We start from the raw sequence: 21143 nt of genomic DNA on the forward strand, positions 1-21143 counted from the left end.
CCATCAGCTGGCGCACCTCGGCACTCCCCTCCACTTCGGCACGCGGACCGGCCAGCAGCAGGCACCCGTCGCTGAGCAGGCCGAGGTGGGTGGCCCCGGAGGGGATCTCGTCGAAGCGGTTGACGATGAGCACCAGCGCAAGCCCGCCCTCCGCCAGCTCAGCGAGCAGCGCAGCTAGGTCGCGGCGGGAGTCGTGATCCAGCCCATCGAACGGCTCGTCGAGCACCAGCTGCGTCGGGTGCGCCAGCAGGGCTCGTGCCAGCAGCACCTTGCGCCCCTCGCCGTTGGAGAGAAAGCGCAGCGGCCGTGACCAGAGCGCCTCGACGCCAAAGCGCCGCAACCAGTGGCGCGCCTCGGCCTCGTCGCCCTGCTCGAGCAGCAGGGTCGAGACCAGATAGCCCGCCTCCTCCTCTTCCCCCACCATGTCGGTGTTGCGCCGCTGCCACTCCGCCGCCATCAACTGCTGCTGGGATTCGAACGAGAGGCGCAGCGCCCCGGTGATCACCGGCGCCCGCCCCTGGCACAGGGGCAGCTCGCCGCACAGGGCGCGTGCCAGCGCCGTCTTGCCGCTGCCGTTGCTGCCGACGAAACACCATTGCTGACCCGCCAGCAGCGTCAGGGCGGGGATCGTCAAACGCCGCTCTCCCCCCAGTGCCAGTCGGGCCTCATGCCATTGATACTCCACCTTTTCTTCCTGTCATCGACGGTTGCTGCTCCTAGCACCATAACCAGAGAAGCCCGCAGAGAAAAGCCGCCCTGAGGGCGAACGGTAACATACCGCGGCAAACCGGCCATCGGCGCGGCCCCCCGTCGCCGCAGGCGCCTCATAGTGGGGTGACCTAGGTAAGAAGAGGGGTAAGGCTCGTCACCCTCTTTAAGCGAGAAGAGCGCCCCCCACGAGCCCGCCGTCGTCATGCCCCGTGGCAGGGTGCTGCCGGCGTCGCGATGGGCCGATTACTGCACCTCCAGCTCGACCCTGACTAAGCCAGAAGCCGGGTTGGCGATGGCGCTGAACGCCGAGCGGGAGAGATCGATGATCCGCCCCTTGGGGAAGCGGCCGCGATCGTTGATGCGCACCACCACGCTCTTGCCGTTGGCCGGATTGGTCACCTTCACCTGGCTGCCGAACGGGAGCGTCTGGTGGGCGGCGGTGCGCCCCTCCTTGCGATAGGGCTCGCCGCTGGCGGTGCGCTTATTGTGGTAGCGATCGGCGTAGTAAGAGGCAAGGCCGCGCTCGCGATAGCCGTGCCAGCTGCCGCCGTGCGCCTCGTCATAACGGCTGCTGCACGCCGTCAGCAGCAGACACAGCAGCAGCGCACCGGCCTGTTTCACTCTTTGCATCCCCTCTTCCTCCCTCTGCTTGCGCATACAGAGCGGGAGGCCGAAGCCCCCCGCATCCCACACACCATCAGGCACTGAGCCTGGCCGCCTCGTCGGTAAAGCCAAAGCCGCGCAGCCCCACCACATGCACGTGCTCGTGCTTGCCCTGCACCTTGCGGATGAGCTTGTAGGTGGTGCCCTTCTCCGGGCTGATGTTCTCGGGCGCGGCGATAAGCAGCTGCATATCTTGGCGCTCGCACAGCTCGAACAGGGTGGCGATGGACTTGGCATCCAGGCGCGCCGCCTCGTCGAGGAACAACAGGCGGCAGGGGGCGATGTCCTTGCCACGCAAGCGACGGGACTCCTCCTCCCAGCTGATGAGCACCATCAGCAGGATCGCCTGACCGGTACCGATCGCCTCGCCGGTGGAGAGCGCCCCGCTCTCGGCGCGCAGCCAGCCGTCGGCGCCGCGCAGCACCTCGATCTCCAGCTCCAGGTAGTTGCGGTAATCGAGCAGCACGTCCCCCATCACCTGATAGTTGCGATCGCTCTGATCGACCTGCGGATTGAGGCGCTGGAACAGCTTGGCCATCGCCTCGGAGAAGCTGAGCTCCTTGTCGGCGAACAGATCGTTGTGCATGGCGCTCTGATCGGCCAGCGCGGTGAGCAGACGGGTGTGAGCCTCGCGCACATTGACGTTGAGGCGCACCCCGCGCACCAGACCGAAGGCGATGTTCTGCAAGCCCTGGTTGAGCACCCGGATCCGGTTCTGCTCGCGGCGGATGATGTTGGTGATCTTGGCCGCCACCTCGTGGGAGGAGAGCGACAGGTGGTTCTCCCGCTGCTTGAGCTCATCGGCCAGACGCGCCAACTCGATCTCCATCTCCTCGATGGCCTCGACCGGATCGTCCGAGCGGATGATGTCGTTGCGGATGCGATCCTTGAGGTAGCGATAGACCTGCACGTAGAAGGCCACCTTCTGCTCGGTGCTGCGGTTGCCCTCGGAGCGGCGCAGGGCATCGCGCAACTCCTCGTCGTGGGCCACCGCCACCCGCAGGGCGCCGAGCGCCTTGTCCGACATAGAGCGCAAGTCGTCGGCGTCGAGGTAGGCCAGCTCGCGGCGGTTGAGGCGCTTCTCTACGTCGGTCTCGCGGGCCAGACGCACCACCCGCGACCAGCTGGCCTTGTGACCGACCAGGGATTTACGGGCGCTGAAATAGTCCTTGCCCTCCACCTTGAGGCGACCGCCGAGGGATTCGATCTCGCGCTTGGTCACCTGCAACTGGGCCTCGGCACTGGTACGCCGCGAGCGGGTACGAATGAGCAGCTCCTCGACCTCTTTTTTGTGGGCGCGCGCCTTCTCCTCCATGTCCTCCGACAGGGTCAGCCCCATGGCGGCCAGCTCCTGCTCGAACTCGCGCAGGGTCTCGCCCTTGGCCGAAGCACTGGAGTCGAGCGCGGTGCGCACCTGCAACGCCTCGGTGTGCTGGGCACTGATCTGCTTGTGCAGCTCGCCGGCGGCGCGGGCGTCCACCTCGGCGGCCTTCAGCTTGGCCTTGAGGTGCTCGCTCATCTCGGAGGCCTTGCCGAGCAAGTCCTGAGCGTCCTGATAAGCCAGGTGCGGCAGACGGGCCACCACCTGATCGAGCAGGTAGCAGCGCCGCTTTTGCTCGGTGAGCGCCCCGCTCGCCTGATCGAAGGTGATCTGCAACTCGGCCAGCCCCTGGGGGTCCTGGCGCAGCGCCTGACTCAGGGTGTCGAGCTTTTCCAGCGCCGCGCCGTGGCGCGCCACGAAGTCGCGGGCCGCGTCGAGACGGGCCACCTGGGCGCGCGCCTCATCGAGTTTCTCACCGACCGGCTCATCGAACAGGTGGGCCAGCGGCAGCATGGACTGGGCCAGTTGCAACTGACGGGCGACCTGGGACTGAGCCCCCTTGAGCGCTTGCAGCTCGCGCTCGCTCTCGCCGACCACCCCTTGCAGCTGACGCAGGGCCGCCTGCTTTTGCTCGATGGCAAGCTCAGGATCGTCGTCAAAGGCGATGCCAAGGTGGCTGCCGACAAAATCACTGAAGTGCTGGTAGAGGCGATGGAATTTTTGCTGCTCGAAGGCGGCCTTGGCATAGGCCTCGACCAGGGCGTCGCGCTCCACCTCGAGCTGCTCGATGCGTTTTTCCCGCGCCGCGCGGCCAAACAGGGGCAGGTCGGGGTAGCGCGAATAGCGCACCTGACGCTTGCTGCTGCGCACCAGCACGGCGTTGCCGAGCTCGTCGGCTTCGAGCAGATCTTCGTCAAACGAATCGGGGTTGCCCTGGATGAGGTAGATGTCCTCCGGGCAATCCTCGATGGCCTTGAGGCGCTCGATGGCCCCGTCCAGATCGAGCACCACCAGGGCGCAGCGGGCCGGGCCGTAGAGGGCGGAGTAGTAGGGGGCGTCGTCGATGGAGATGTCGTCGTAGACATCGGAGAGCAGCACGCCGCCCACCTGCTCGGCGATGCGCGACAGGCGCGAATCCGCCTCGCCGGCCCCCAGTTGCAGGTTCTTGACCTGCTGCTCGATGGCCTGCTTGCGCCCCTGAATGTCGCGGCTCTCCTGCTCGAAGCGGCGCTCCTCGGCCAGCACCTGGCTCATGCCAAGGGAGATCGCCTCGGCCGTGGCAAGGGGCAGGCCGCTCTGCTCGCGCAGCTGCTCGAGCTTCTCGCTCGCCTGCAACCAGCGCGGCGCCAGGGCGGTGAGCGCCTTGATGTCGCGCTCGAGCTGTTCGCTCTGGTGGCGGCGCTCGGAGCGGCGCTGGGCAATGCCCTCGGCCTCTTCGTCAAGCTCCTCGCGGCGGGTACGCAGCCCCTCGAGCAGCAGCTCGAGCGCCTCGGCATCCTCCACCAGCACGCCGCTCTCGGCGAGCTGGGCCACCAGCTTGCCAAGCTGCTCGGCGCCGCTGGCCTCTTTTTCCAGCCGGGCAAGAGCGGCGCGCACGCCCTCCCCCTGCGCCAGCAAGGCGCGCTCTTCAATCAGGCGACGGCCAAGCTGCTGGGCTACCGGATAGGCCTCGGCCCGCTCGGTACCGGGGGCCACGGTCAAAAGCAGCGCCAGGGCCTGCTCGTAGTCGCTGGCGGCAGTCTTGGCCAGGGCCAGCTGCTGCTCGGCATCGAGCACGGCGCGGGTGAGCTGGCTCTCGCGCTCACGCAGGGCGGCCAGCTGCTCGTGGGCATTATCGGCCGTCAGATCGGACTGCTCGCACTGCTCGCGGGCGGTCTCGAGGGCCTGCACCGCCTGGCGGTACTGGATGGCGCGGGTCTGCTGGATATCCAGCGCTTGCTGGTAATCGGCGAGCTGGGTCTTGAGGCTGTCGACCTCCCCCAGCGCGCGCTCGCGGCGCTCTTCGGCATCGAGCAGGCGCGCCTGGATCTCCTCGACCACCGCGCTCTGCTGCTCCAGCTTGTCGGTGAGATCTTGCAGATCGGCGCGGTAGAGATCGATCTTCTTTTTCAGCGCCACGGCAGCCATCACCTTGCCCAGGTGCTCGGCGGCGGTCTCCAGCTCGTCGGTCAGCAGTTTCTCGCGGTTGCTAAGCTGCTCCGCCTCGTCGGCCAGATAGATGGCGCGCTGGCGCTCTTCGGCCAGCAGGCGGCGCTTGTCCGCCAGCTCGGCTCTGGCCTTGAGGGCCAGCTCGGAGAGGCGCGCCTTCTCGGCGGCATTGCGCACATAGTCGGCCGCCACATAGTGGGTGGTCTCGGTGATGAGGTTCTTGAACAGATCCCGCTGCCCTTGGGTCTCCTTGATCGCCTCCAGGGTACGGCGGTTCTCGTAGATGGCCGCCTCCATGTCCTGGAACGCCTTGCGCACGCCGGAGTTCTCCGGCAGCAGGTATTCGCGCAAGGAGCGGCTGATCGACGAGGAGATGCCGCCGTAGAGGGAGGCCTCGATCAGGCGATAGAACTTGCTGCGATCCTTTTGATCACGCAGCTTTTTCGGGGTGATGCCGAACTCGAACATGAAGTTGTGGTAGTCGGTCACCGAATTGAACTTGGCCACCTTGAGCGAGCCCAGCTGCCCCGCCGCCGCCTTGAGATCGGCAAACGCCCGCACCCGGCCCTTGCCGTCGTCGAGTTTTTCCAGCAGCAGATCGGTCGGCACCACGCCGTCCGGCACATCGACCAGGGCAAACGGGGTGATGTTGACCTTGTTGTCGCGGTTGGCCACCTGCTCGAGGTGCACCCCGACCCAGATGCGCTGCTCACGGCTGTTCATCACCTCCAGCAGGGAGTAGCAGTGGCCCCGTTGCAGCTTGCCGTACAGCCCCTTGTCGCGCGAGGCGCTCGATGAGCCCGCTTCCGTGGTGTTACGAAAGTGGAGCAGGGTCTGATCCGGGATCATGGCGGTGATGAAGGCCGCCATGGTGGTGGACTTGCCCGCCCCGTTACCGCCGGAGAGGGTGGTGACCAGCTGGTCGAGATCGAAGGTCCGGGCGAAGAAGCCGTTCCAGTTGACCATGGTCAGGGATTTGAACTTGCCTCGCACCGTTTATACCTCCAGATCCAGTTGTTCTTCGTCGAGATCCGCCTCGACATCCTCAAACAGACTCTCGCTGCTCGGCAGCTCGTCGTCGTGGAAGATGGCCTCCCCCTCCTGGATCATGCGCAGCTGCACCGCGCGCGGATCCTCGTCGCTGCGCACGTCAGCGGCGAAGCGGAACACCGACTCGTTGACCTTGAACTTGTCACCGTTGCCAAGGGCCGTGACCATGCCGAGCCGGCGCAGGCGGCGCAGGGAGGTGCGGATCTTCTCGAGCAGCTTCTTCTTGTCAAGATCGGTGCCGCCGGAGCGGCTGTTGACCATGCGCAGCAACAATTTTTCATCGGCGAGGGTCAGGATCTCCTCCTGCAACTCGGCCATGGCGAACACCCCTTCCGAGGCGAGCCGCTCGGGGCTCAAATAGAGGTAGCAGAGCACCTTGCCCACCAGCATGTCGAGCTCGGAGAGGACGGTGGTGCCGATGTCGGCACTCGGGCGCGGGCGCAGGTAGAAAAAGCCCTCCGGCGCCTTGATGAGCTCGACCTGATAGCGGCCGTAGAAGAGCTCGAACTCCAGGTGGTAGTCGACCAGCACGCTGTGCTGCTCGAACTCGTCGGCGCTGATGTGGCGCCCGGAGCGCAAGGCGGTGTCGATACGCGGAAACAAGGGGTTGGCGATCGCCTCTGCGAGCCGCATCGGCAAGGGAAACTCAGTATTGATCAATGACATAGGCCTGAACCTTGGATCCATGTTGGTTGACGGGTTTCCAGCTCGGCTGGGCGTGCGGGGTCGGGTCGCTGCTGTGACCAAGGCGCACCGCCTGATCCACCAGCAGGCGGGTCACGTCGAAGTGGGCGTGGGCCGGGAAGTCATCCAGGTATTCGCGCAGCACCTCGGCCACGTCGAGAGGCAGCCCGGCCTCCTTGTAGCGCACCAGGTGACGCTCGATGCGCTCGGCCAGCTCGGCACTGATGTCGACCACCTCCTGAAACTCGAGCTCGGTCGGCACCTCACCGGTGACCTCCTCGTCGTGGATGGCGATGGTCTCGTCGCGCAGCTCGAGCAGGCGCGGCTCCTCGGCCACGCGCAGCAGCCAGTTGTGCTGCTCGAACAGACGGATGGATTCTCGCAGCCGCTGGCTGAAGGCGCGGTTCTTATCCATGTCGATGGCGGTGCGGATGAACTTGTGCACGTGGCGGTCATAGCGGGCCCACAGCTCGATGCACTGCTGGCCCCAGCTGGTGATGACGTCCAGACGCCCTTGCAGGGCCTGGGTCAGCTCCTCGACGTGGAACAGATCGTCGCGCCCCTGGGCCGCCTCCTGGATGTTCAGGAGCCCCTCTTGCAACCGGTGGCCGGCCGCATCCAGGGTGTCTTGCAGCTCACGCAGGGTCTGGCCGGTCTCGCGCAGCAGCTTCTCACAGCTGTGGATCGCCTCCATCCAGTCCTGAGTCAGCAGGGCAGCGATCTCCTCCTTGACCTTGTTCTGCTGCTCGTCCATGGCGCGCTGGGTGTGATCGATGCGCTCCATGGTCTCTTCCAGCGAGAAGGTCAGGCGCGGCAGCACCTCGGCATCCCACTGCTCGCGGGTGTTAGTCTCCAGCGCCGCGGTGCGCGCCTTGTCGAGCTCGCTGGCCAGGTGTTCGAGCAGGATGGAGAGCTTGATCGAGTCGACCTGGCGCTGGTCGAGAAAGAAATCGACGATGGCAACCCCGAGCCGCGACAGGCGATAGAGGCTCTCGCCGGCCACCGGATCGGTGGTGAAGCGCGCCAGCAGTTGCTGGCGAATGAGATCGTTGATGGCGTTGTTGGCCCGGGCGGTGACCGTCTCGTCCATCTGACCGAAGGCACTGCTCACATAGCCGAACGCATCGTGCAGCGCGGCCTCGAACAAGTCAGGCTCCTCCTCGGAGAGGGTCTTGATGGCGACGAGGAAGGCCAGCCGGTCGGTGGGAAGCTGCAAGGCGAGCCCCTCCTGGCGCACCCAGCCGATGGTCTCGGGCAGGGAGCGCTCGGAAGCGGCCAGCGGCGTCGCCTCCTGGGTGGCCAAAAGGCCAGGTGTACTGGTCATGCGATCATCTCGTGTTGTGGTCCCGTCATGATGGAGGCATGGTTCAAAGCGGCTTTTGGGCCATGACATGGATGTAACGACCCAGGGAAACGAACGGCTCCTGGCGGCAGTAGTGCTGCTCCATGGCCAGCAGATCATCGAACTTGCCGCTCTGATCTTCCTTGTGCCGCATGTAGTCGTGAATGACGCGCACCCCGGTCTTGCCGATGATGCGCAGCCCCCCGCGCCCCACCCAGTCGTAGACCTGTTCAGGCAGCTGGGGATTGGTGGGGGTCAAGGCAGTCTGGCGCTTCTTGCGCAGCCCGGCCCTGACGTAGTCAAAGTTCCCCACCACCAGGCTCTGAAACAACAGGCCATGGCGGTTGTAAAAAAGCAGGGACAGTATGCCGCCCGGAGCCAGGAATGGAAACAGACCGAGCAGGGTTTGCCGCGGCTCGACCAGCCATTCGAGCACCGCGTGGCAAAGCACCAGATCAAAGGTGCCCTGCACATGCAGTTTGAGATCCTGAATTGGGCAGTGGATGAGACGAACCCTGTCGCCAAGTCCCTCCTCCTCCACCGCACTGCGGGCCATCGCCAGCATCTCTGCCGACAGATCGCACAGGGTCACCTGATGGCCGAGGGCGGCCAGACGGCGAGCAAAGAAGCCAAAACCGCCCCCGGCGTCAAGAATGCGTAGTGGCCGGTGGCCAAGCCGGGCGAGGCAGGCCTCCAGATCGCTCCACACCACGGCGGTGCGGATGCGCCCCTTGCTGGAGTCATAGATGTTGCGGGCGAACTTGTCGGCGCGCCCGTCGAAACTCTGATCGTGCTTCAAGAGATAGACTCGAAAACGGGCCCGATTGGCCCAATTCCAAAAGGGGCATATTCTGGCATACTCCCGGGGTCTGTGAAAACTCGAGGAACCGGCTCCGTGTTCGTGATCAAGAAATGGCTCGGCCATCTGCTGATGCCCCTCCCCTTCGGCCTCTCCTTGCTGCTGCTCGCCCTGCTGCTACTGTGGTTTACCCGTTTCCAGCGCAGCGGCAAGCTGATCGCTACCTTGGGGGTCATGGTGATCACCCTCTTCGCCCTGCGCCCGGTGAGCATCGAGCTGGCACGCCCGCTCGAGCAGGCCAACCCGCCCTTCGTGGTGGCCGACCACCCGCACATCGATGCCATCGTGGTGCTCGGCAACGGTCACGTCTCCGATCCGGCCATCCCGCTGACCAGTTGGCAGAACAACATCGCCCTGGCGCGCACCCTGGAAGGGGTGCGTCTGGCCCAGGCCTACCCGCAGGCGACCCTCGTCTTCTCGGGCTATGTGGCGGGAGATACCTACTCCAACGCCGAGGTCAACGCCCGCATGGCGCAGAGCCTCGGCATTCCCCGCTCGCGCATGCGGTTGTTTGAAAACAACATGGACACCCACGATGAGGCGGTCAGCATCAGTCGGGCGCTGGCGGGCCAGCAGGTGGCGCTGGTCACCTCGGCCACCCATATGCCGCGTGCCCTGGCCCTCTACCGTGGCCAAGGGATGGCCCCCATCCCTGCCCCCACCGACTACACCGCCAAGGTGAGCCAGCAGCCCCAGCCCCTCTACAGCGACCTGCCCCGAGGACGCTATATGATGTACTCGGAAGCGGCCTTACATGAGTGGATAGGACAGCTCTGGAGCCGCCTGCGCGGCCAGAGCAACGAGTGAACAATCAAGGGGTTGTAAACTGACCTGGATCAGGGAAAGCGAAAAAAAATTACGTCATTTGCTGTCGGGTCGGCTATCTTGGGCCCGGTTCACTTCTTATAATGACCCGCAGTCAAACATCTCAGGAGGAAGAGAAAATGAGACAGCCCCTGGTAATGGGTAACTGGAAACTGAACGGCACCAAGGCTTCCGTGGAAGCACTGATCAAGGGACTGGCTCCGGCCGCCGCCGCCCACCCCTCTGTCCAAGTCGCCGTCTGCCCCCCGGTTATCTTCCTGGGTCAGGTCGAGCAACTGGCCGCCGACACCAAGATCGCCTACGGCGCTCAGAATGCCGACGTTCATGAAGCCGGCGCCTTCACCGGTGAAAACTCCCCGGTCATGCTCAAAGAGTTTGGCTGCACCTACTCCCTGGTCGGTCACAGCGAGCGTCGTACCCTGCACGCCGAGAACGACGACGTCGTTGCCGCCAAGTATGAAGCGATCCAAAAGGTCGGCCTCATCCCGGTACTGTGCATCGGTGAAACCCTGGAGCAGTTCGAAGCCGGCGTGACCAACAGCGTGGTGGAAACCCAGCTCAAGGCCGTGATCGACCGCTGCGGCATCGCCTCCTTCAGCAACGCCGTCGTGGCTTACGAGCCGGTATGGGCTATCGGTACCGGCAAGACCGCGACCCCGGAAATCGCCCAGGCCGTGCACGCTCACATCCGCCAGTACCTAGCCGGATTTGACGCCGACGTCGCCGCCAAGGTACAGATCCTGTACGGTGGTTCCGTGACCGGTGCGACCGCCGCCGATCTGTTCGGTCAGCCGGACATCGACGGTGGCCTGGTGGGTGGTGCGTCCCTGAAGGTGGACGACTTCTCCCAGATCATCGCTGGCGCTGCCAAGTAATTGATAAACCGCCAGAGGGGGCTGCGGTCCCCTCTAGCGGTTTTCTCATGGGCCCGCCGCGGGAGGCGGCCCATGCGAAAGCCGGATAAAACAATAACAGGCTACCTGATTCGTAAACTCAGCTTCAGAGGCACACAATGACCAAACAGATCAAACGCATTGGTGTATTGACCAGCGGCGGCGATGCCCCGGGTATGAATGCGGCCATCCGCGCCGTGGTACGTTCCGCCTTGAACCACAATGTCGAAGTATTCGGCATCAAGGACGGCTACCTGGGCCTGCACCAGGATCGTATCGTCAAGCTCGAGCGTCACAGCGTCTCCGACGTGGTGAACCGTGGCGGTACCTTCCTCGGCTCTGCCCGTTTCCCCGCTTTCAAGGAAGAGAAGGTTCGTGCCGAAGCCATCGAGAATCTGCAAAAGCACGGTATCGATGCCCTGGTGGTGATCGGCGGTGACGGCTCCTACATGGGGGCCAAGAAGCTGACCGAGATGGGCTACCCCTGCATCGGCCTGCCGGGCACCATCGACAACGACATCGCCGGTACCGACTTCACCATCGGTTTTGATACCGCACTGAACGTAGTGGTCGACGCCATCGATCGCCTGCGCGATACCTGCAGCTCCCACCACCGCATCTCCGTGGTCGAGATCATGGGCCGCCACTGCGGCGATCTGGCCATGTCGGCTGCCGTCGCCGGTGGTGCCGAGTATGTGATCGTGCCGGAAGTGGCCTTCGACAAAGAGAAGCTGCTCGAGCAGATCAAGGCGGGTGAAGCCAAGGGCAAGAAGCACGCTATCATCACCATTTGCGAGCACGTGACCGACGTCAACGCGCTGGCCAAGGACATCGAGTCCATGACCGGCCGCGAGACCCGCGCCACTATTCTCGGCCACATCCAGCGTGGTGGTACCCCCACCGCCCGTGACCGTATCATGTCGAGCCGTATGGGAGCCTACGCCGTCGAGCTGCTGATGGCTGGCCACGGTGGCCGCTGCATCGGGATCCAGAAAAACGAGCTGGTGCACCACGACATCATCGACTGCATCGAGAACATGAAGCGCCCGTTCGATCAGGAGCTCTACGATCTCTCCAACACCCTGTTCTAAACCGGGTCAGTCATGAAAAACCACCGCATCTGCGGTGGTTTTTTTATGCCTGCGCTGTTGAGCAAATCCGCAGACGGTGCAAAAGCCTCGAGTCGCCCCCTCAGCCTGCATTCAGAGCCACCGCTCGCGACTTAAAAAGCGCGACCCCGGCACAGGCCGGGGTCGCTTCCTCGATACCACGCGTACGGCGGGATCAGGCCCAGGCGATGGCGCCCTTGCCCACCCCTTCGTAAGCCACCACCTTCAAGAACTTATCCCCCACCTGCTTTTTTACCTCGCGGGCGATGAAATGGGCCAGCAGCTCGACCGTGGTGTCGGTGTCGATCATCTCCACCTCGGCGCGCGGCATCGCCAGCTCGAAGCGCCCCTGCGGCGCCTCATAGGCAAAACCGATGTGGCTGGAAGGTTCCAGCTTCGCGGCGTTCGGGCTCAATGAGAGGGTCGACAGCGCCACTTCGTCTTCCAAGGTGCCAAGATAGATGTCGCTCCAGCGCTCGGCAAAAGCGGCCTCCAGCGCCTCATCGCGCTCCCCGTCCACATAGAGCTCCACCGGTGAGCGGTGGCCGTGGGCGATACGCTGGCAGTTGCCGTCGTGTTTTTTCAGCCCATGGCTGTAGTGGTAGAAGGCGCCCTCAATCTTTTCGTGACGCAGGGTCAGGGTGAGATCCTTGATGTTGCCCGGCAGCTCGCGCGCCAGCACCTGCATCAGATAGGCGGTCAGGCTCTCCCGCTCGACATGGACGCCGGGGATGAAGGCAAATGCCTGCTCGGGGCAGCGCAGATGGATGGAGCGCCCCGGCCGCAGCCAGTCGACGGTGAGCTCACCCGGCGCCACTTCCCCCTTGCGCAGCAGGGGGCTGTCTGCCGGCACCAGCAGCTTGTGATCGACCTCGCGGTCGATGATCGCCTTGATGAGCTTCTTCACCCGGCCAAAGTCGAGCAGCATGCTCATCTCGTTGAGTTCACCACCGAGTTCGATGTCCACCAGCCAGCTCTCGCCCACCATGCCGCGGCGCTCGCACAGGTAGCTCGAATCGATGACGGTGAGATCTCTTACAAATAACTTCATCACGTTGCCTTGCCTACAGGGAAATCCCGGATTGCGTTATTATGGCGTGCGATCTTAAGCAAAGGAACTGGAACTCCCCATGAACAAGCTGCTCATCTCCCAGGCCACCCTGGTCAATGAAGGACGTATCTACGCCGCCGACGTGCTGATCGAGGGCGAACGGATCAGCAAAATCGCCCCCCACATCGAGGCGCCGAGCGATGCGCTCGTCATCGATGCCCGTGGCAAGCACCTCATCCCCGGCATGATCGACGATCAGGTGCACTTTCGCGAGCCCGGTCTGACCCACAAGGGCACCATCAAGAGCGAATCCAGAGCAGCGGTCGCCGGCGGCACCACCAGTTTCATGGAGATGCCCAACGTCAATCCCCAGACCACCACCATCGAAGCCCTCGAAGCCAAGTACGCCATCGCCGAACACGCCTCCGTCGCCAACTACAGCTTCTACCTTGGCGCCACCAACGATAACCTCGATCAGATCAAGCAGCTCGATCCCAAGCGCAACTGTGGCGTGAAGATCTTCATGGGCTCCTCCACCGGCAACATGCTGGTCGATAACCAAGAGACCCTGGCCGCCATCTTCCGTGACAGCCCGGTATTGCTGGTGACTCACTGCGAAGATACCCCCACCATCGCCGTCAACGAGCAGACCGCCCGTGAGCGCTGGGGCGAGCAGGTGCCGATGCGCGAGCACGCCCACATCCGCAGTGACGAGGCCTGCTACCGCTCCTCCTCGCTGGCCGTGAAGCTGGCCAAAGAGCACGGCGCCAAGCTGCACGTACTGCACCTGACCTCGGCCAAGGAGCTCTCCCTGTTCACCCCGAGCCACGATGTGAAGGAGCTGCGCAGCAAGCAGATCACCGCCGAGGTGTGCGTGCACCACCTCTTTTTCAATGAGAATGACTACGAGACGCTGGGCAGCCAGATCAAGTGCAACCCCTCTGTGAAAACCGTGGCAGATCAGCGCGCCCTGCTCGATGCGGTGCGCAATGACGTGCTCGACATTATCGCCACCGACCACGCGCCGCATACCTGGGAAGAGAAGCAGCAGAGCTACTTCAAGGCCCCTTCCGGTATCCCGCTGGTGCAGCACTCCCTGCTGGCCCTGCTCGAGCTCTACCACAACGGCGTCTTCACCCTGGAGAAGATCGTGCAAAAGACCTCCCACGCGGTGGCCGAGCGCTATGAGATCGAGGATCGCGGCTACATCCGCGAAGGTTACTACGCCGATCTGGTGCTGCTCGATCTCGGCAAGCCCTATGTGGTGAGCGACGGCAACATCCTCTATCTCTGCGGCTGGAGTCCGTTCAACGGCTACCGCTTCCACAGCAGCATCGACACCACCCTGGTCAATGGTCAGATCGCCTACCAGAACGGCCAGGTCACCGATGCGGTTTTGGGCAAACGCCTGAGCTTTGACCGCTAAACGGCGCGAAAGCAGGCAAACGCACCGCAAGGGACAGATTGCGTGTTGACACGCAAGGGGCGGGCCCATAGACTCAGCCCCCGTCAGCCAAGCTGACCACGTCGGCGTGTAGCGCAGCCAGGTAGCGCACTGTCATGGGGTGTCAGGGGTCGGAGGTTCGAATCCTCTCACGCCGACCATCATTCCCCCAAAAAGGCCTTGTCATTCGACAAGGCCTTTTTGTTGTCTCTTTTCCCACGCCAATAAAAAGGGCCGCCCTTGGGCAGCCCTTGTCAGCGAGGGTGAGCCTTACAGCTCGACGACATCAAACTTCACGTCAGGATTGACGTCGGCGTCGTAATCCACCTCTTCCAGACCGAAACCAAACAGGCGCAGGAACTCCTGCTTGTAGCCGGCATAGTCGGTCAGATCGGAGAGGTTCTCGGTGGTGATGGTCGGCCACAAATCGCGGCAGGTCTGCTGTACGTCTTCGCGCAGCTCCCAGTCATCCATGCGGATGCGGGCCTGCTCGTCCAGCGCCAGATCGGCGCCATAGAGACGGGTGCGCATCATGCGGTCGATCTGCTCCATGCAGCCCTCGTGAATGCCCTTCTCCTTCATGATCTTGAAGGCCATGGAGATGTAGAGCGGCATCACCGGAATGGCGCTGGAAGCCTGGGTGACCACGGATTTGAGCACGGCCACGTGGGCGCTGCCGCCCTTGGCGGCCAGATCGCCACGAATGGCGCTGGCGGCGCGGTCCAAATCTTCCTTGGCGCGGCCCAGGGTGCCATGCCAGTAGATGGGCCAGGTCAAGTCGGTACCGATGTAGGAGTAGGCTACCGACTTGGCGCCTTCAGCCAGCACGCCGGCATCACGCAGGGCAGCCATCCACAGCTCCCAGTCCTGACCGCCCATCACGGTAATGGTGTTTTGGATCTCTTCCTCGTTCGCCGGCTCGACGCTGGAGGTAATGATCTGATCCTTGTTGGTGTCGATGGCAGTAGAGGTGTAGACCTCGCCGATCGGCTTGAGGGCCGAGCGCACCACTTCACCGGTGTCCGGCATCTTGCGCACCGGAGACGCCAGGGAGTAGACCACCAGATCAATCTGACCCAGATCCTGCTTGATAAGCTCAATCACCTTGGCGCGGCATTCGTTGGAGAAGGCGTCACCGTTGACGCTCTTTGAGTAGAGGCCGGCCTCTTTGGCGGCCTTGTCAAAGGCGGCGGAGTTATACCAGCCGGCCGTGCCGGTCTTGGACTCAGAGCCGGCCTTTTCGAAGAAGACGCCGAGGGTGGCAGCGCCGGAGCCGAAGGCGGCGGCAATCCGGGAAGCCATGCCATAGCCGGTAGAGGCACCGATGACCAGCACCTTCTTGGGGCCATGCTCGATGGCGCCCTTGGACTGGACATAGGCGATCTGGCGACGGACGTTGGCTTCGCAACCGACCGGGTGGGTGGTGGTGCAGATAAAACCGCGAACCTTGGGTTTGATAATCATACGAGTCTCTGATCCGTTTTATGGATGAAATCGGGGCATAAGATACCCCATTGTGCCCCGATTGGGTGCTCTGATGTGTTGTGCCACCCGAAAAAGTGCCGTGTCAGCCCAGCGCATCAGCCGGGAATTGCCGCCCCACAGAGCTAACCCCCCGCCCCCTCTCAGCGGCTTAAGGCTCCTCGCCAGGGCGGCTGACAAAGGCGATGCGACTCAACCCCTGCCGGCTCGCTTCAGCCATCAGGCTGGCCACCTCACCGTAGGGTACCTGTTTATCCACCTGCAGTTGCAACTCGGGCAGGGGCCGCAACAGGGCCGCCTCTTTCATCTTCAGGGTCAACACCTCAGCGCTCACGGGCGCTCCGTTCCAGTAGCGCCCCCCCGCCGCCGTCACCGAGAGGGTGATGTCCTGAGGCCGCGGTGCATTAGCCGGGCTGCTCGCCTCGGGTAGCTCCAGCTTGACCGCGTTGGTCAGCAGCGGCGCGGTGATCATGAAGACGATCAGCAGCACCAGCATGACGTCGATCATCGGGATCATGTTGATCTCGGCCTGGGGCGCGTCTTCATCACCGGAGAGATTACCGAACGCCATCGCGCCCCTCCTTGCCGACACCGGTCACCAGCAGAGCGAAGAGATCGTGGGCAAAGCCGTCGAGCTCGGCCATGCGCAGCTTGTTGCGACGCACCAGAACGTTGTAAATCAGCACCGCCGGCAAGGCCACCGCCAAGCCAAAACCGGTCATGATGAGCGCCTCGCCGACCGGGCCCGCCACCTTGTCAAGCGAGCTCTGCCCGGCACTGCCGATGGCGAGCAGGGCGTGATAGATGCCCCAGACAGTACCGAACAGCCCGATGAAAGGGGCCGCCGAGCCGACGGAGGCCAGGAAGGTGAGGCCACTCTCAACGCGCAGCCGCTCCCCTTGCAGAGCCTGGCGCAAGGCGCGCAGCACAAACTCATCGGCCGAGCCCAACGTGCAGTGACTGTGGCCATCACGCGCCTGACGAAGCTGCGTTGCCGCCTCCAGCGCCCTCATGGTCAGGCGGCGGTACGCATTGTCTCCTCCCTCGCGAAGATGGCGCACCTCCTCAAGAGTGGCGCTCTGCCAAAAAGCCGCCAGATAGCGGCGTCCGCGGCGCTGTTCACAAGCCCCCAACCACCCCTTGTACAGCACCAGATAGACGGTACCTATCGACATCAGGCACAGCAAGATGAGCGGCATCAAGCCCACCCAGGAGCTCTGATGGAGCAGGTGCTCCAGCCCTACGGGGGCGGCGCCTGTGGCGGCTGTCGCCATACCGGCAGAGGGAGCGAGGGGGGCGGAAGCCGCCTCCAGCGTAGGCTGGGCAGAGGAGAGAGGGTTCATGGTCAGGTTCTCAACTTGAAGATGATGGTGACGGTGGCGTAGCCGGCGACCTGCTTGCCACCAGCTTGCCCCGGAATAAAGCGCCAGCGAGCCACGGTACGGCGCGCCGCCTGATCGAGGCGGCGATGACCGCTCGTCTGGCTCACAGAGACTTCACTCGCCTCCCCTTGGGCGGTCACCCTGACACGCAGCACCACCTTACCCTCCTCCCCACGGCGTATCGATTCATAGGGATAGGCCGGCTCGGGGTTGTGCAGCGAGGGGTGGCGGCCGATCGGAGCCGTACTCGTGCCGGTCTCTCCGGTGACGGCACGGCTCGCCGCCAGGCCCGGCGTGAACGCCCCATGCACAGCCGCAGGATGCGCTGAAGCGGGGTTGGGCGCGGCCTGCACCGGGCGAGCTGACGCCAGCGAAAGCGGCTTGACCACCGGTGTGGCTGCCGGCTTGGCCACTGGAGGGCGCGGCGTTCTCGGGGCCGCCCGAACGGGAGCCTGCGCCTTGGCGGGCTGGCTCTTGGGGGCGCGCGGCGCCGCATTGGGCGCCGAGGCGGCCGGCGCTTCGCCCCAACGCACCGCCATCACCAGAGGCTCGGGCGGCGTGGCGGGAGCCCTGTCCCCGCGCAGAGCGCCGTAGGCCAGCAACAGATGCGCCAACAACGAGAGGGTGATACAGGCGAGCCGAATTCCAAGCTCGGGTGAGGCGGCGCGCGCCATGGTCTTCTCCGACAACAGGCAGGTCAGCGTGGACGAGTGAGGGTCAGCGGATCACGCTACTGCCGATGAGAGTCATGATCCATATCGCTCTGTGACTAAAAAATGGCCGCATACCGGCGAGGAGCAGCATACGAGAGATGGCAGGTTGAAGCGAGAAGGCGCGGCTAAATCATCCCGCTGATGTAGAGACGGGCCTCATCATCGGCCACCAGCAGCGCCTCTTCCCACAGCTCGGCGATCAGCAACCCCTCCTCTCCCATGGCCTGCTCCTCAAGGTACTCGAGGCTGCGGGCGTCGCTCAGGGTAAAGGGGTTGTGGCCCACCAGCTGTTGGGCCTCGGCAAGCAGTGACAGGGTTCTGGTCATGATCTCTTCCTCCGGTGGTTTTCCCTCAGGATAGAAAGAGCCGCTCAAATGTGCCCGCTCAAGGGCAGTGCGGATCGATGGTGAAGGTGCGGTTGACATCCACCGCCGCCCCCATCTGACGCAGGGTGTTGCGACCCAGCAACACCGGGTAGCTCATCTTGCTGCGATCATTGAGCGTGAACTCATCGTCGAACACCCGTTCACCGACACAGATGGTCATGCGCACCACGGGACGAGTCTCTTTGCCGCCGGCACCGCGTACGTGCACATAGCGCACCACCTCGCGCTCGATACGCTCACTGCGCTTGCCGCTCTCCCCTTCACCGTGCACAGTGAAGCTGACCCAGCGCTCCCCTTGATGCTCAAACTCACGCAGGCGCCGGGCATCCAGCGAGGAGGTATCGGCCCCGGTATCGAGTTTAAGACGCAGCACGGGGCCAGCCGGCTCCAGCCGTCCCCGCTCGGCCCAGCCGTAGATCTGTGGCGCCCCCTCAGCCGTCGACCCAGCCAGGGCTATCAATCCAACTACCATCCAGGCGCGCATCGACTCTCCCCTCCCCTCAATCAGTGGTGCAAAGCATACCCGCTTGCCGATCAACGATAAACCGCCCGCTTAGCAGGCCGCCAAGACGAGCCGCACCAACAGGCCGCCCAGCTCGGGCCCGCGCAGCAGGCTCACCTCGGCGTGGTGGTAGTGGGCGATGTCACGCACCAAGGCCAGCCCAAGACCGGCACCTCGCTCGGCACTGCCCTGCTCGAGTCGGCGAAAGGGCTGCCACACCTGCTCCAGCTGCTCAGGTGCGATGCCGGGGCCGGAATCTTCCACCTCCAGCCAGATCGCCTGCCCCTCGAGTTTCACCCGCACCGTCACCACCCCACCTACCGGGGTGTACTTGAGGGCGTTGTCGATGAGGTTGCCGCACAGCTCGCCGAGCAGCAAGGGCTCACCGTGCACCAGCGCCGCCCCCTCCTCTCCCTCGTAACCTAAGTCGATCTGCTTGCCCCTGGCCTGCCCCAGCCGGGTCACGCAGGCCCGCCGGGCCAGGGCCACCAGATCGAGCGCCTCCCCCTCCCGCAGCCCCAGCTGCTCGTCCGCTTTCAGACGCGCCAGCAACAACAGACGTTCGGTCAGCGCCATGGTATGGCGCAAGGTCTCTTCCATGGCCGCCAGCGGCTCGGCCGGATCGGCCCCGGCGCGCGCCACCGCGAGCTGGGCCGAGAGCACCGCCAGCGGAGTGCGCAGCTGGTGGGCCGCATCGGCGCTGAAACGCTCCTGCCGGGCCACCAGCTGGCGCAATCGGGCGAGGTGGTGGTTAAAGGCCATCACCAGCGGGCGGGTCTCCAGCCAGGGCAGCAGATCCGGCAGGGGCGCAAGATTGGCCGGATCCCGCCGCACCAGCTCGCGCGAGAGCCGTCGCATCGGGGTGAGCAGGCGTTTGAGCAGCAAAGATGAAACGAGGAGGGTCAGCCCCACCAGCGCCCCTTGTGTCAGCAGCGCCGACCAGAGCAGCTGGCGGGCGAGCTGCTCGCGCCCCCACACCGTCTCGGCCACCAGGACTCGCGCCATGCCAGCGGCCTCTCCCACCCCCACCGGTTGCAGCAACACCACGGCGCGGATCGACTGATCCTGATACCGGCTGTCGTAGAAGTAGGCGAGCGCAGGATAGCGCTCGGTTAAGGGGGTGCCATCGGGCAGGGGGGGCAAATCGTCATACCCCGAGATCATCTCACCGTCCGGGGCTCGCACCTGATAATAGAGGCGATCGCTCATGTTGCGCTCGAAGCTGTCGAGCACCACATAGGGAACATTGACCCGCAGCCGCCCCTCCTCCTCCTCGAGCCGCTCCGCCACGGTGCGAGCGGAGGCGAGCAAGGTGCGATCATAGGCCTGGTTGGCCGAGACCAGGGCCGCGCGGTAGCTGTACCAGGCCGACATCCCCCAGAGAATGAACAGGGAGCCCCCGAGAAACAGCAGCAACTGGTGCAGCAGGGAGCGGCTAATGGGGCACCTCCGGCGTCTCCTCCAGCAGGTAGCCGAGCCCACGCAGGGTGGTGATCACCACCCGACTGCCGACGAGCTTCTTGCGCAACCGATGGATGTAGAGATCGATGCTCTCTATGCCCACCTCATCGCTAAGGGCAAACAACTGCTCAAACAGCTGATGCTTGCTAACTGGCCGACCCCGCCTGACCATCAGCACCCGCAGCAGCGACAGCTCACGCGGGGTGAGCAGCAGCGGCTGGTGGTGCAGCAAGAAGTGACCATCCGGGTGCAGCTCCAGACCCCCGAGGCGCTGAGTCCCCCCTTCCTGTCCCTGACTGCGCCGCAACAGGGCGCGCAGGCGCGCATCCAACTCGCCGGCGTCAAACGGCTTGACCAGATAATCATCGGCCCCGGCGTCGAGACCGCGGATGCGATCATCCACCCCGCTGCGGGCCGTGAGCAGCAACACGGGCAGTGCGCTGCCGCGTCGGCGTAACTGCGCCAAGAGCGTCAGCCCATCGAGGCGCGGCATCTCGATGTCCAGCACCGCCACCGCGTACGCCTCCTGGCGCAGCAGGGCGTCGGCCGCGCGGCCATCTGCCGCCCAGTCCACCGCATAGCCACTGGCCTGTAACACGCGGATCAACCAGTGAGCCAGCTCGTGATTGTCTTCAGCCAACAAGAGACGCATGTCACAACTCCGCAACATCGCGTGGCGATGAAAGGTAAATGAAAGGTTGTTGTTTTAACAATTGTGCATCACCTCGTCCAGCCGGCGGGGTCATGCAACGCGACACCGATCGCCTGATGGAGAACCGATCATGAGCAAAGGAACCCTGTATACCCTCCCCTTGTTGGCCCTGCTGCTGGGCCACAGTGGCCCATTGAGTGCCGAGGAGGCCCCAACCCGTCCCGAATGCATCGCCCCCGCCAAACCGGGGGGCGGTTTTGATCTCACCTGCAAGCTGCTGCAAGTGAGCCTGCAAGAGAGCGGCGCCCTCGATAAGCCAATGCGGATCACCTATATGCCGGGTGGGGTTGGGGCCGTCGCCTACAACGCCATCGTGGCCCAGCGCCCGGCCGAAGCCGGCACCGTGGTGGCCTTCTCGGGCGGCTCGCTGCTCAACCTGGCCCAAGGTGTTGATCAGCGCGCAAA

At 64.2% G+C, this 21143-nt stretch carries 19 protein-coding genes, 1 tRNA gene and 1 pseudogene; 6 read left to right on the top strand and 15 right to left on the bottom strand.

The features are described 5' to 3' along the window. The 6 genes from BN1134_RS12315 to BN1134_RS12340 form a co-directional block, all read right to left on the bottom strand. A partial coding sequence (locus BN1134_RS12315; protein ID WP_042047552.1) for an ATP-binding cassette domain-containing protein occupies positions 1–685 on the bottom strand: 685 nt, incomplete at its 3' end. Between the two features lie 269 nt (positions 686–954). Further along, positions 955–1341 (bottom strand): septal ring lytic transglycosylase RlpA family protein, encoded by a 387-nt coding sequence (locus BN1134_RS12320; protein WP_042047554.1) that lies wholly within the window; start codon positions 1339–1341, stop codon positions 955–957. 67 nt (positions 1342–1408) lie between these two features. Further along, the gene (gene mukB, locus BN1134_RS12325) at positions 1409–5836 is read right to left on the bottom strand and encodes a chromosome partition protein MukB (RefSeq protein ID WP_084214796.1); all 4428 of its coding nucleotides are present in this window, start codon (positions 5834–5836) and stop codon (positions 1409–1411) included. Between the two features lie 3 nt (positions 5837–5839). Beyond that, positions 5840–6559: a chromosome partition protein MukE gene (mukE, locus tag BN1134_RS12330; RefSeq protein WP_042047555.1), complete on the bottom strand. Its 720-nt coding sequence runs from the start codon at positions 6557–6559 to the stop codon at positions 5840–5842. Further along, a complete protein-coding gene (gene mukF / locus BN1134_RS12335) occupies positions 6540–7901 on the bottom strand; it encodes a chromosome partition protein MukF (protein WP_042047556.1) in 1362 nt (453 codons plus the stop codon). Before mukF ends, mukE begins: the two co-directional genes overlap by 20 nt. A gap of 43 nt (positions 7902–7944) precedes the next feature. Then, complete coding sequence (locus BN1134_RS12340; RefSeq protein WP_042047558.1) at positions 7945–8718, bottom strand: methyltransferase domain-containing protein; 774 nt, start codon at positions 8716–8718, stop codon at positions 7945–7947. Between the two features lie 96 nt (positions 8719–8814). Here BN1134_RS12340 and elyC point away from each other — a divergent pair, with 96 nt between their 5' ends. The 3 genes from elyC (at position 8815) to pfkA (ending at position 11587) form a co-directional block, all read left to right on the top strand. Next, the gene (gene elyC, locus BN1134_RS12345) at positions 8815–9585 is read left to right on the top strand and encodes an envelope biogenesis factor ElyC (protein ID WP_042047559.1); all 771 of its coding nucleotides are present in this window, start codon (positions 8815–8817) and stop codon (positions 9583–9585) included. Between the two features lie 137 nt (positions 9586–9722). Then, entirely contained in the window at positions 9723–10478 is a 756-nt protein-coding gene (gene tpiA / locus BN1134_RS12350; RefSeq protein WP_042047560.1) for a triose-phosphate isomerase, read from the top strand. A gap of 137 nt (positions 10479–10615) precedes the next feature. Beyond that, positions 10616–11587: a 6-phosphofructokinase gene (gene pfkA, locus BN1134_RS12355; RefSeq protein WP_042047562.1), complete on the top strand. Its 972-nt coding sequence runs from the start codon at positions 10616–10618 to the stop codon at positions 11585–11587. Positions 11588–11780: 193 nt separating this feature from the next. On the opposite strand, the gene BN1134_RS12360 is transcribed toward pfkA, so the two are convergent. After that, entirely contained in the window at positions 11781–12656 is an 876-nt protein-coding gene (locus BN1134_RS12360) for a 6-pyruvoyl trahydropterin synthase family protein (RefSeq protein WP_042047563.1), read from the bottom strand. A gap of 79 nt (positions 12657–12735) precedes the next feature. Between BN1134_RS12360 and BN1134_RS12365 the strand changes: the two genes are divergently transcribed. Next, entirely contained in the window at positions 12736–14082 is a 1347-nt protein-coding gene (locus BN1134_RS12365) for a dihydroorotase (RefSeq protein WP_042047564.1), read from the top strand. A gap of 102 nt (positions 14083–14184) precedes the next feature. Continuing rightward, positions 14185–14261 (top strand) — tRNA-Pro (locus tag BN1134_RS12370). 109 nt (positions 14262–14370) lie between these two features. On the opposite strand, the gene fabV is transcribed toward BN1134_RS12370, so the two are convergent. The 8 genes from fabV to tctD form a co-directional block, all read right to left on the bottom strand. After that, on the bottom strand, positions 14371–15564 hold the full coding sequence (gene fabV / locus BN1134_RS12375; protein WP_042047565.1) for an enoyl-ACP reductase FabV: 1194 nt from the start codon (positions 15562–15564) through the stop codon (positions 14371–14373). Positions 15565–15733: 169 nt separating this feature from the next. Beyond that, the gene (locus BN1134_RS12380; protein WP_042047566.1) at positions 15734–16153 is read right to left on the bottom strand and encodes an ExbD/TolR family protein; all 420 of its coding nucleotides are present in this window, start codon (positions 16151–16153) and stop codon (positions 15734–15736) included. Continuing rightward, entirely contained in the window at positions 16140–16856 is a 717-nt protein-coding gene (locus BN1134_RS12385) for a MotA/TolQ/ExbB proton channel family protein (protein WP_042047567.1), read from the bottom strand. The genes BN1134_RS12380 and BN1134_RS12385 overlap by 14 nt, the downstream gene beginning before the upstream one ends. Before the next feature lie 71 nt (positions 16857–16927). Then, entirely contained in the window at positions 16928–17638 is a 711-nt protein-coding gene (locus BN1134_RS12390; protein ID WP_042047569.1) for an energy transducer TonB, read from the bottom strand. A gap of 164 nt (positions 17639–17802) precedes the next feature. Beyond that, positions 17803–18003, bottom strand: a complete 201-nt coding sequence (locus BN1134_RS12395) for a hypothetical protein (protein WP_042047570.1) — start codon at positions 18001–18003, stop codon at positions 17803–17805. Positions 18004–18061: 58 nt separating this feature from the next. Beyond that, positions 18062–18547 carry an ATP-dependent zinc protease family protein gene (locus BN1134_RS12400; RefSeq protein ID WP_042047571.1) on the bottom strand — a complete coding sequence of 162 codons (486 nt, stop codon included), beginning with the start codon at positions 18545–18547 and terminating at the stop codon, positions 18062–18064. Between the two features lie 69 nt (positions 18548–18616). After that, positions 18617–19981, bottom strand: a complete 1365-nt coding sequence (locus tag BN1134_RS12405; protein WP_232300641.1) for a sensor histidine kinase — start codon at positions 19979–19981, stop codon at positions 18617–18619. Between the two features lie 19 nt (positions 19982–20000). Then, positions 20001–20678, bottom strand: a complete 678-nt coding sequence (gene tctD, locus BN1134_RS12410; RefSeq protein WP_042047572.1) for a transcriptional regulator TctD — start codon at positions 20676–20678, stop codon at positions 20001–20003. 130 nt (positions 20679–20808) lie between these two features. On the opposite strand from tctD, the pseudogene BN1134_RS12415 reads away from it, so the two are divergent. Continuing rightward, positions 20809–21143: pseudogene (locus BN1134_RS12415) on the top strand (tripartite tricarboxylate transporter substrate binding protein); the annotation flags it as partial.

Origin of the sequence: Aeromonas simiae (genome assembly GCF_000820125.1) — a bacterium.
GTDB classification, from domain to species: Bacteria; Pseudomonadota; Gammaproteobacteria; order Enterobacterales; family Aeromonadaceae; genus Aeromonas; species Aeromonas simiae.

What these genes read in the sequence shown, in the direction of transcription:
- BN1134_RS12320 (WP_042047554.1), bottom strand. Translation starts at nt 1,341, where the DNA reads ATGCAAAGAGTGAAACAGGCCGGTGCGCTGCTGCTGTGTCTGCTGCTG.
- mukE (WP_042047555.1), bottom strand. Translation starts at nt 6,559, where the DNA reads ATGTCATTGATCAATACTGAGTTTCCCTTGCCGATGCGGCTCGCAGAG.
- mukF (WP_042047556.1), bottom strand. Translation starts at nt 7,901, where the DNA reads ATGACCAGTACACCTGGCCTTTTGGCCACCCAGGAGGCGACGCCGCTG.
- tpiA (WP_042047560.1), top strand. Translation starts at nt 9,723, where the DNA reads ATGAGACAGCCCCTGGTAATGGGTAACTGGAAACTGAACGGCACCAAG.
- pfkA (WP_042047562.1), top strand. Translation starts at nt 10,616, where the DNA reads ATGACCAAACAGATCAAACGCATTGGTGTATTGACCAGCGGCGGCGAT.
- BN1134_RS12360 (WP_042047563.1), bottom strand. Translation starts at nt 12,656, where the DNA reads ATGAAGTTATTTGTAAGAGATCTCACCGTCATCGATTCGAGCTACCTG.
- BN1134_RS12365 (WP_042047564.1), top strand. Translation starts at nt 12,736, where the DNA reads ATGAACAAGCTGCTCATCTCCCAGGCCACCCTGGTCAATGAAGGACGT.
- fabV (WP_042047565.1), bottom strand. Translation starts at nt 15,564, where the DNA reads ATGATTATCAAACCCAAGGTTCGCGGTTTTATCTGCACCACCACCCAC.
- BN1134_RS12380 (WP_042047566.1), bottom strand. Translation starts at nt 16,153, where the DNA reads ATGGCGTTCGGTAATCTCTCCGGTGATGAAGACGCGCCCCAGGCCGAG.
- BN1134_RS12385 (WP_042047567.1), bottom strand. Translation starts at nt 16,856, where the DNA reads ATGGCGACAGCCGCCACAGGCGCCGCCCCCGTAGGGCTGGAGCACCTG.
- BN1134_RS12390 (WP_042047569.1), bottom strand. Translation starts at nt 17,638, where the DNA reads ATGGCGCGCGCCGCCTCACCCGAGCTTGGAATTCGGCTCGCCTGTATC.
- BN1134_RS12395 (WP_042047570.1), bottom strand. Translation starts at nt 18,003, where the DNA reads ATGACCAGAACCCTGTCACTGCTTGCCGAGGCCCAACAGCTGGTGGGC.
- BN1134_RS12400 (WP_042047571.1), bottom strand. Translation starts at nt 18,547, where the DNA reads ATGCGCGCCTGGATGGTAGTTGGATTGATAGCCCTGGCTGGGTCGACG.
- tctD (WP_042047572.1), bottom strand. Translation starts at nt 20,678, where the DNA reads ATGCGTCTCTTGTTGGCTGAAGACAATCACGAGCTGGCTCACTGGTTG.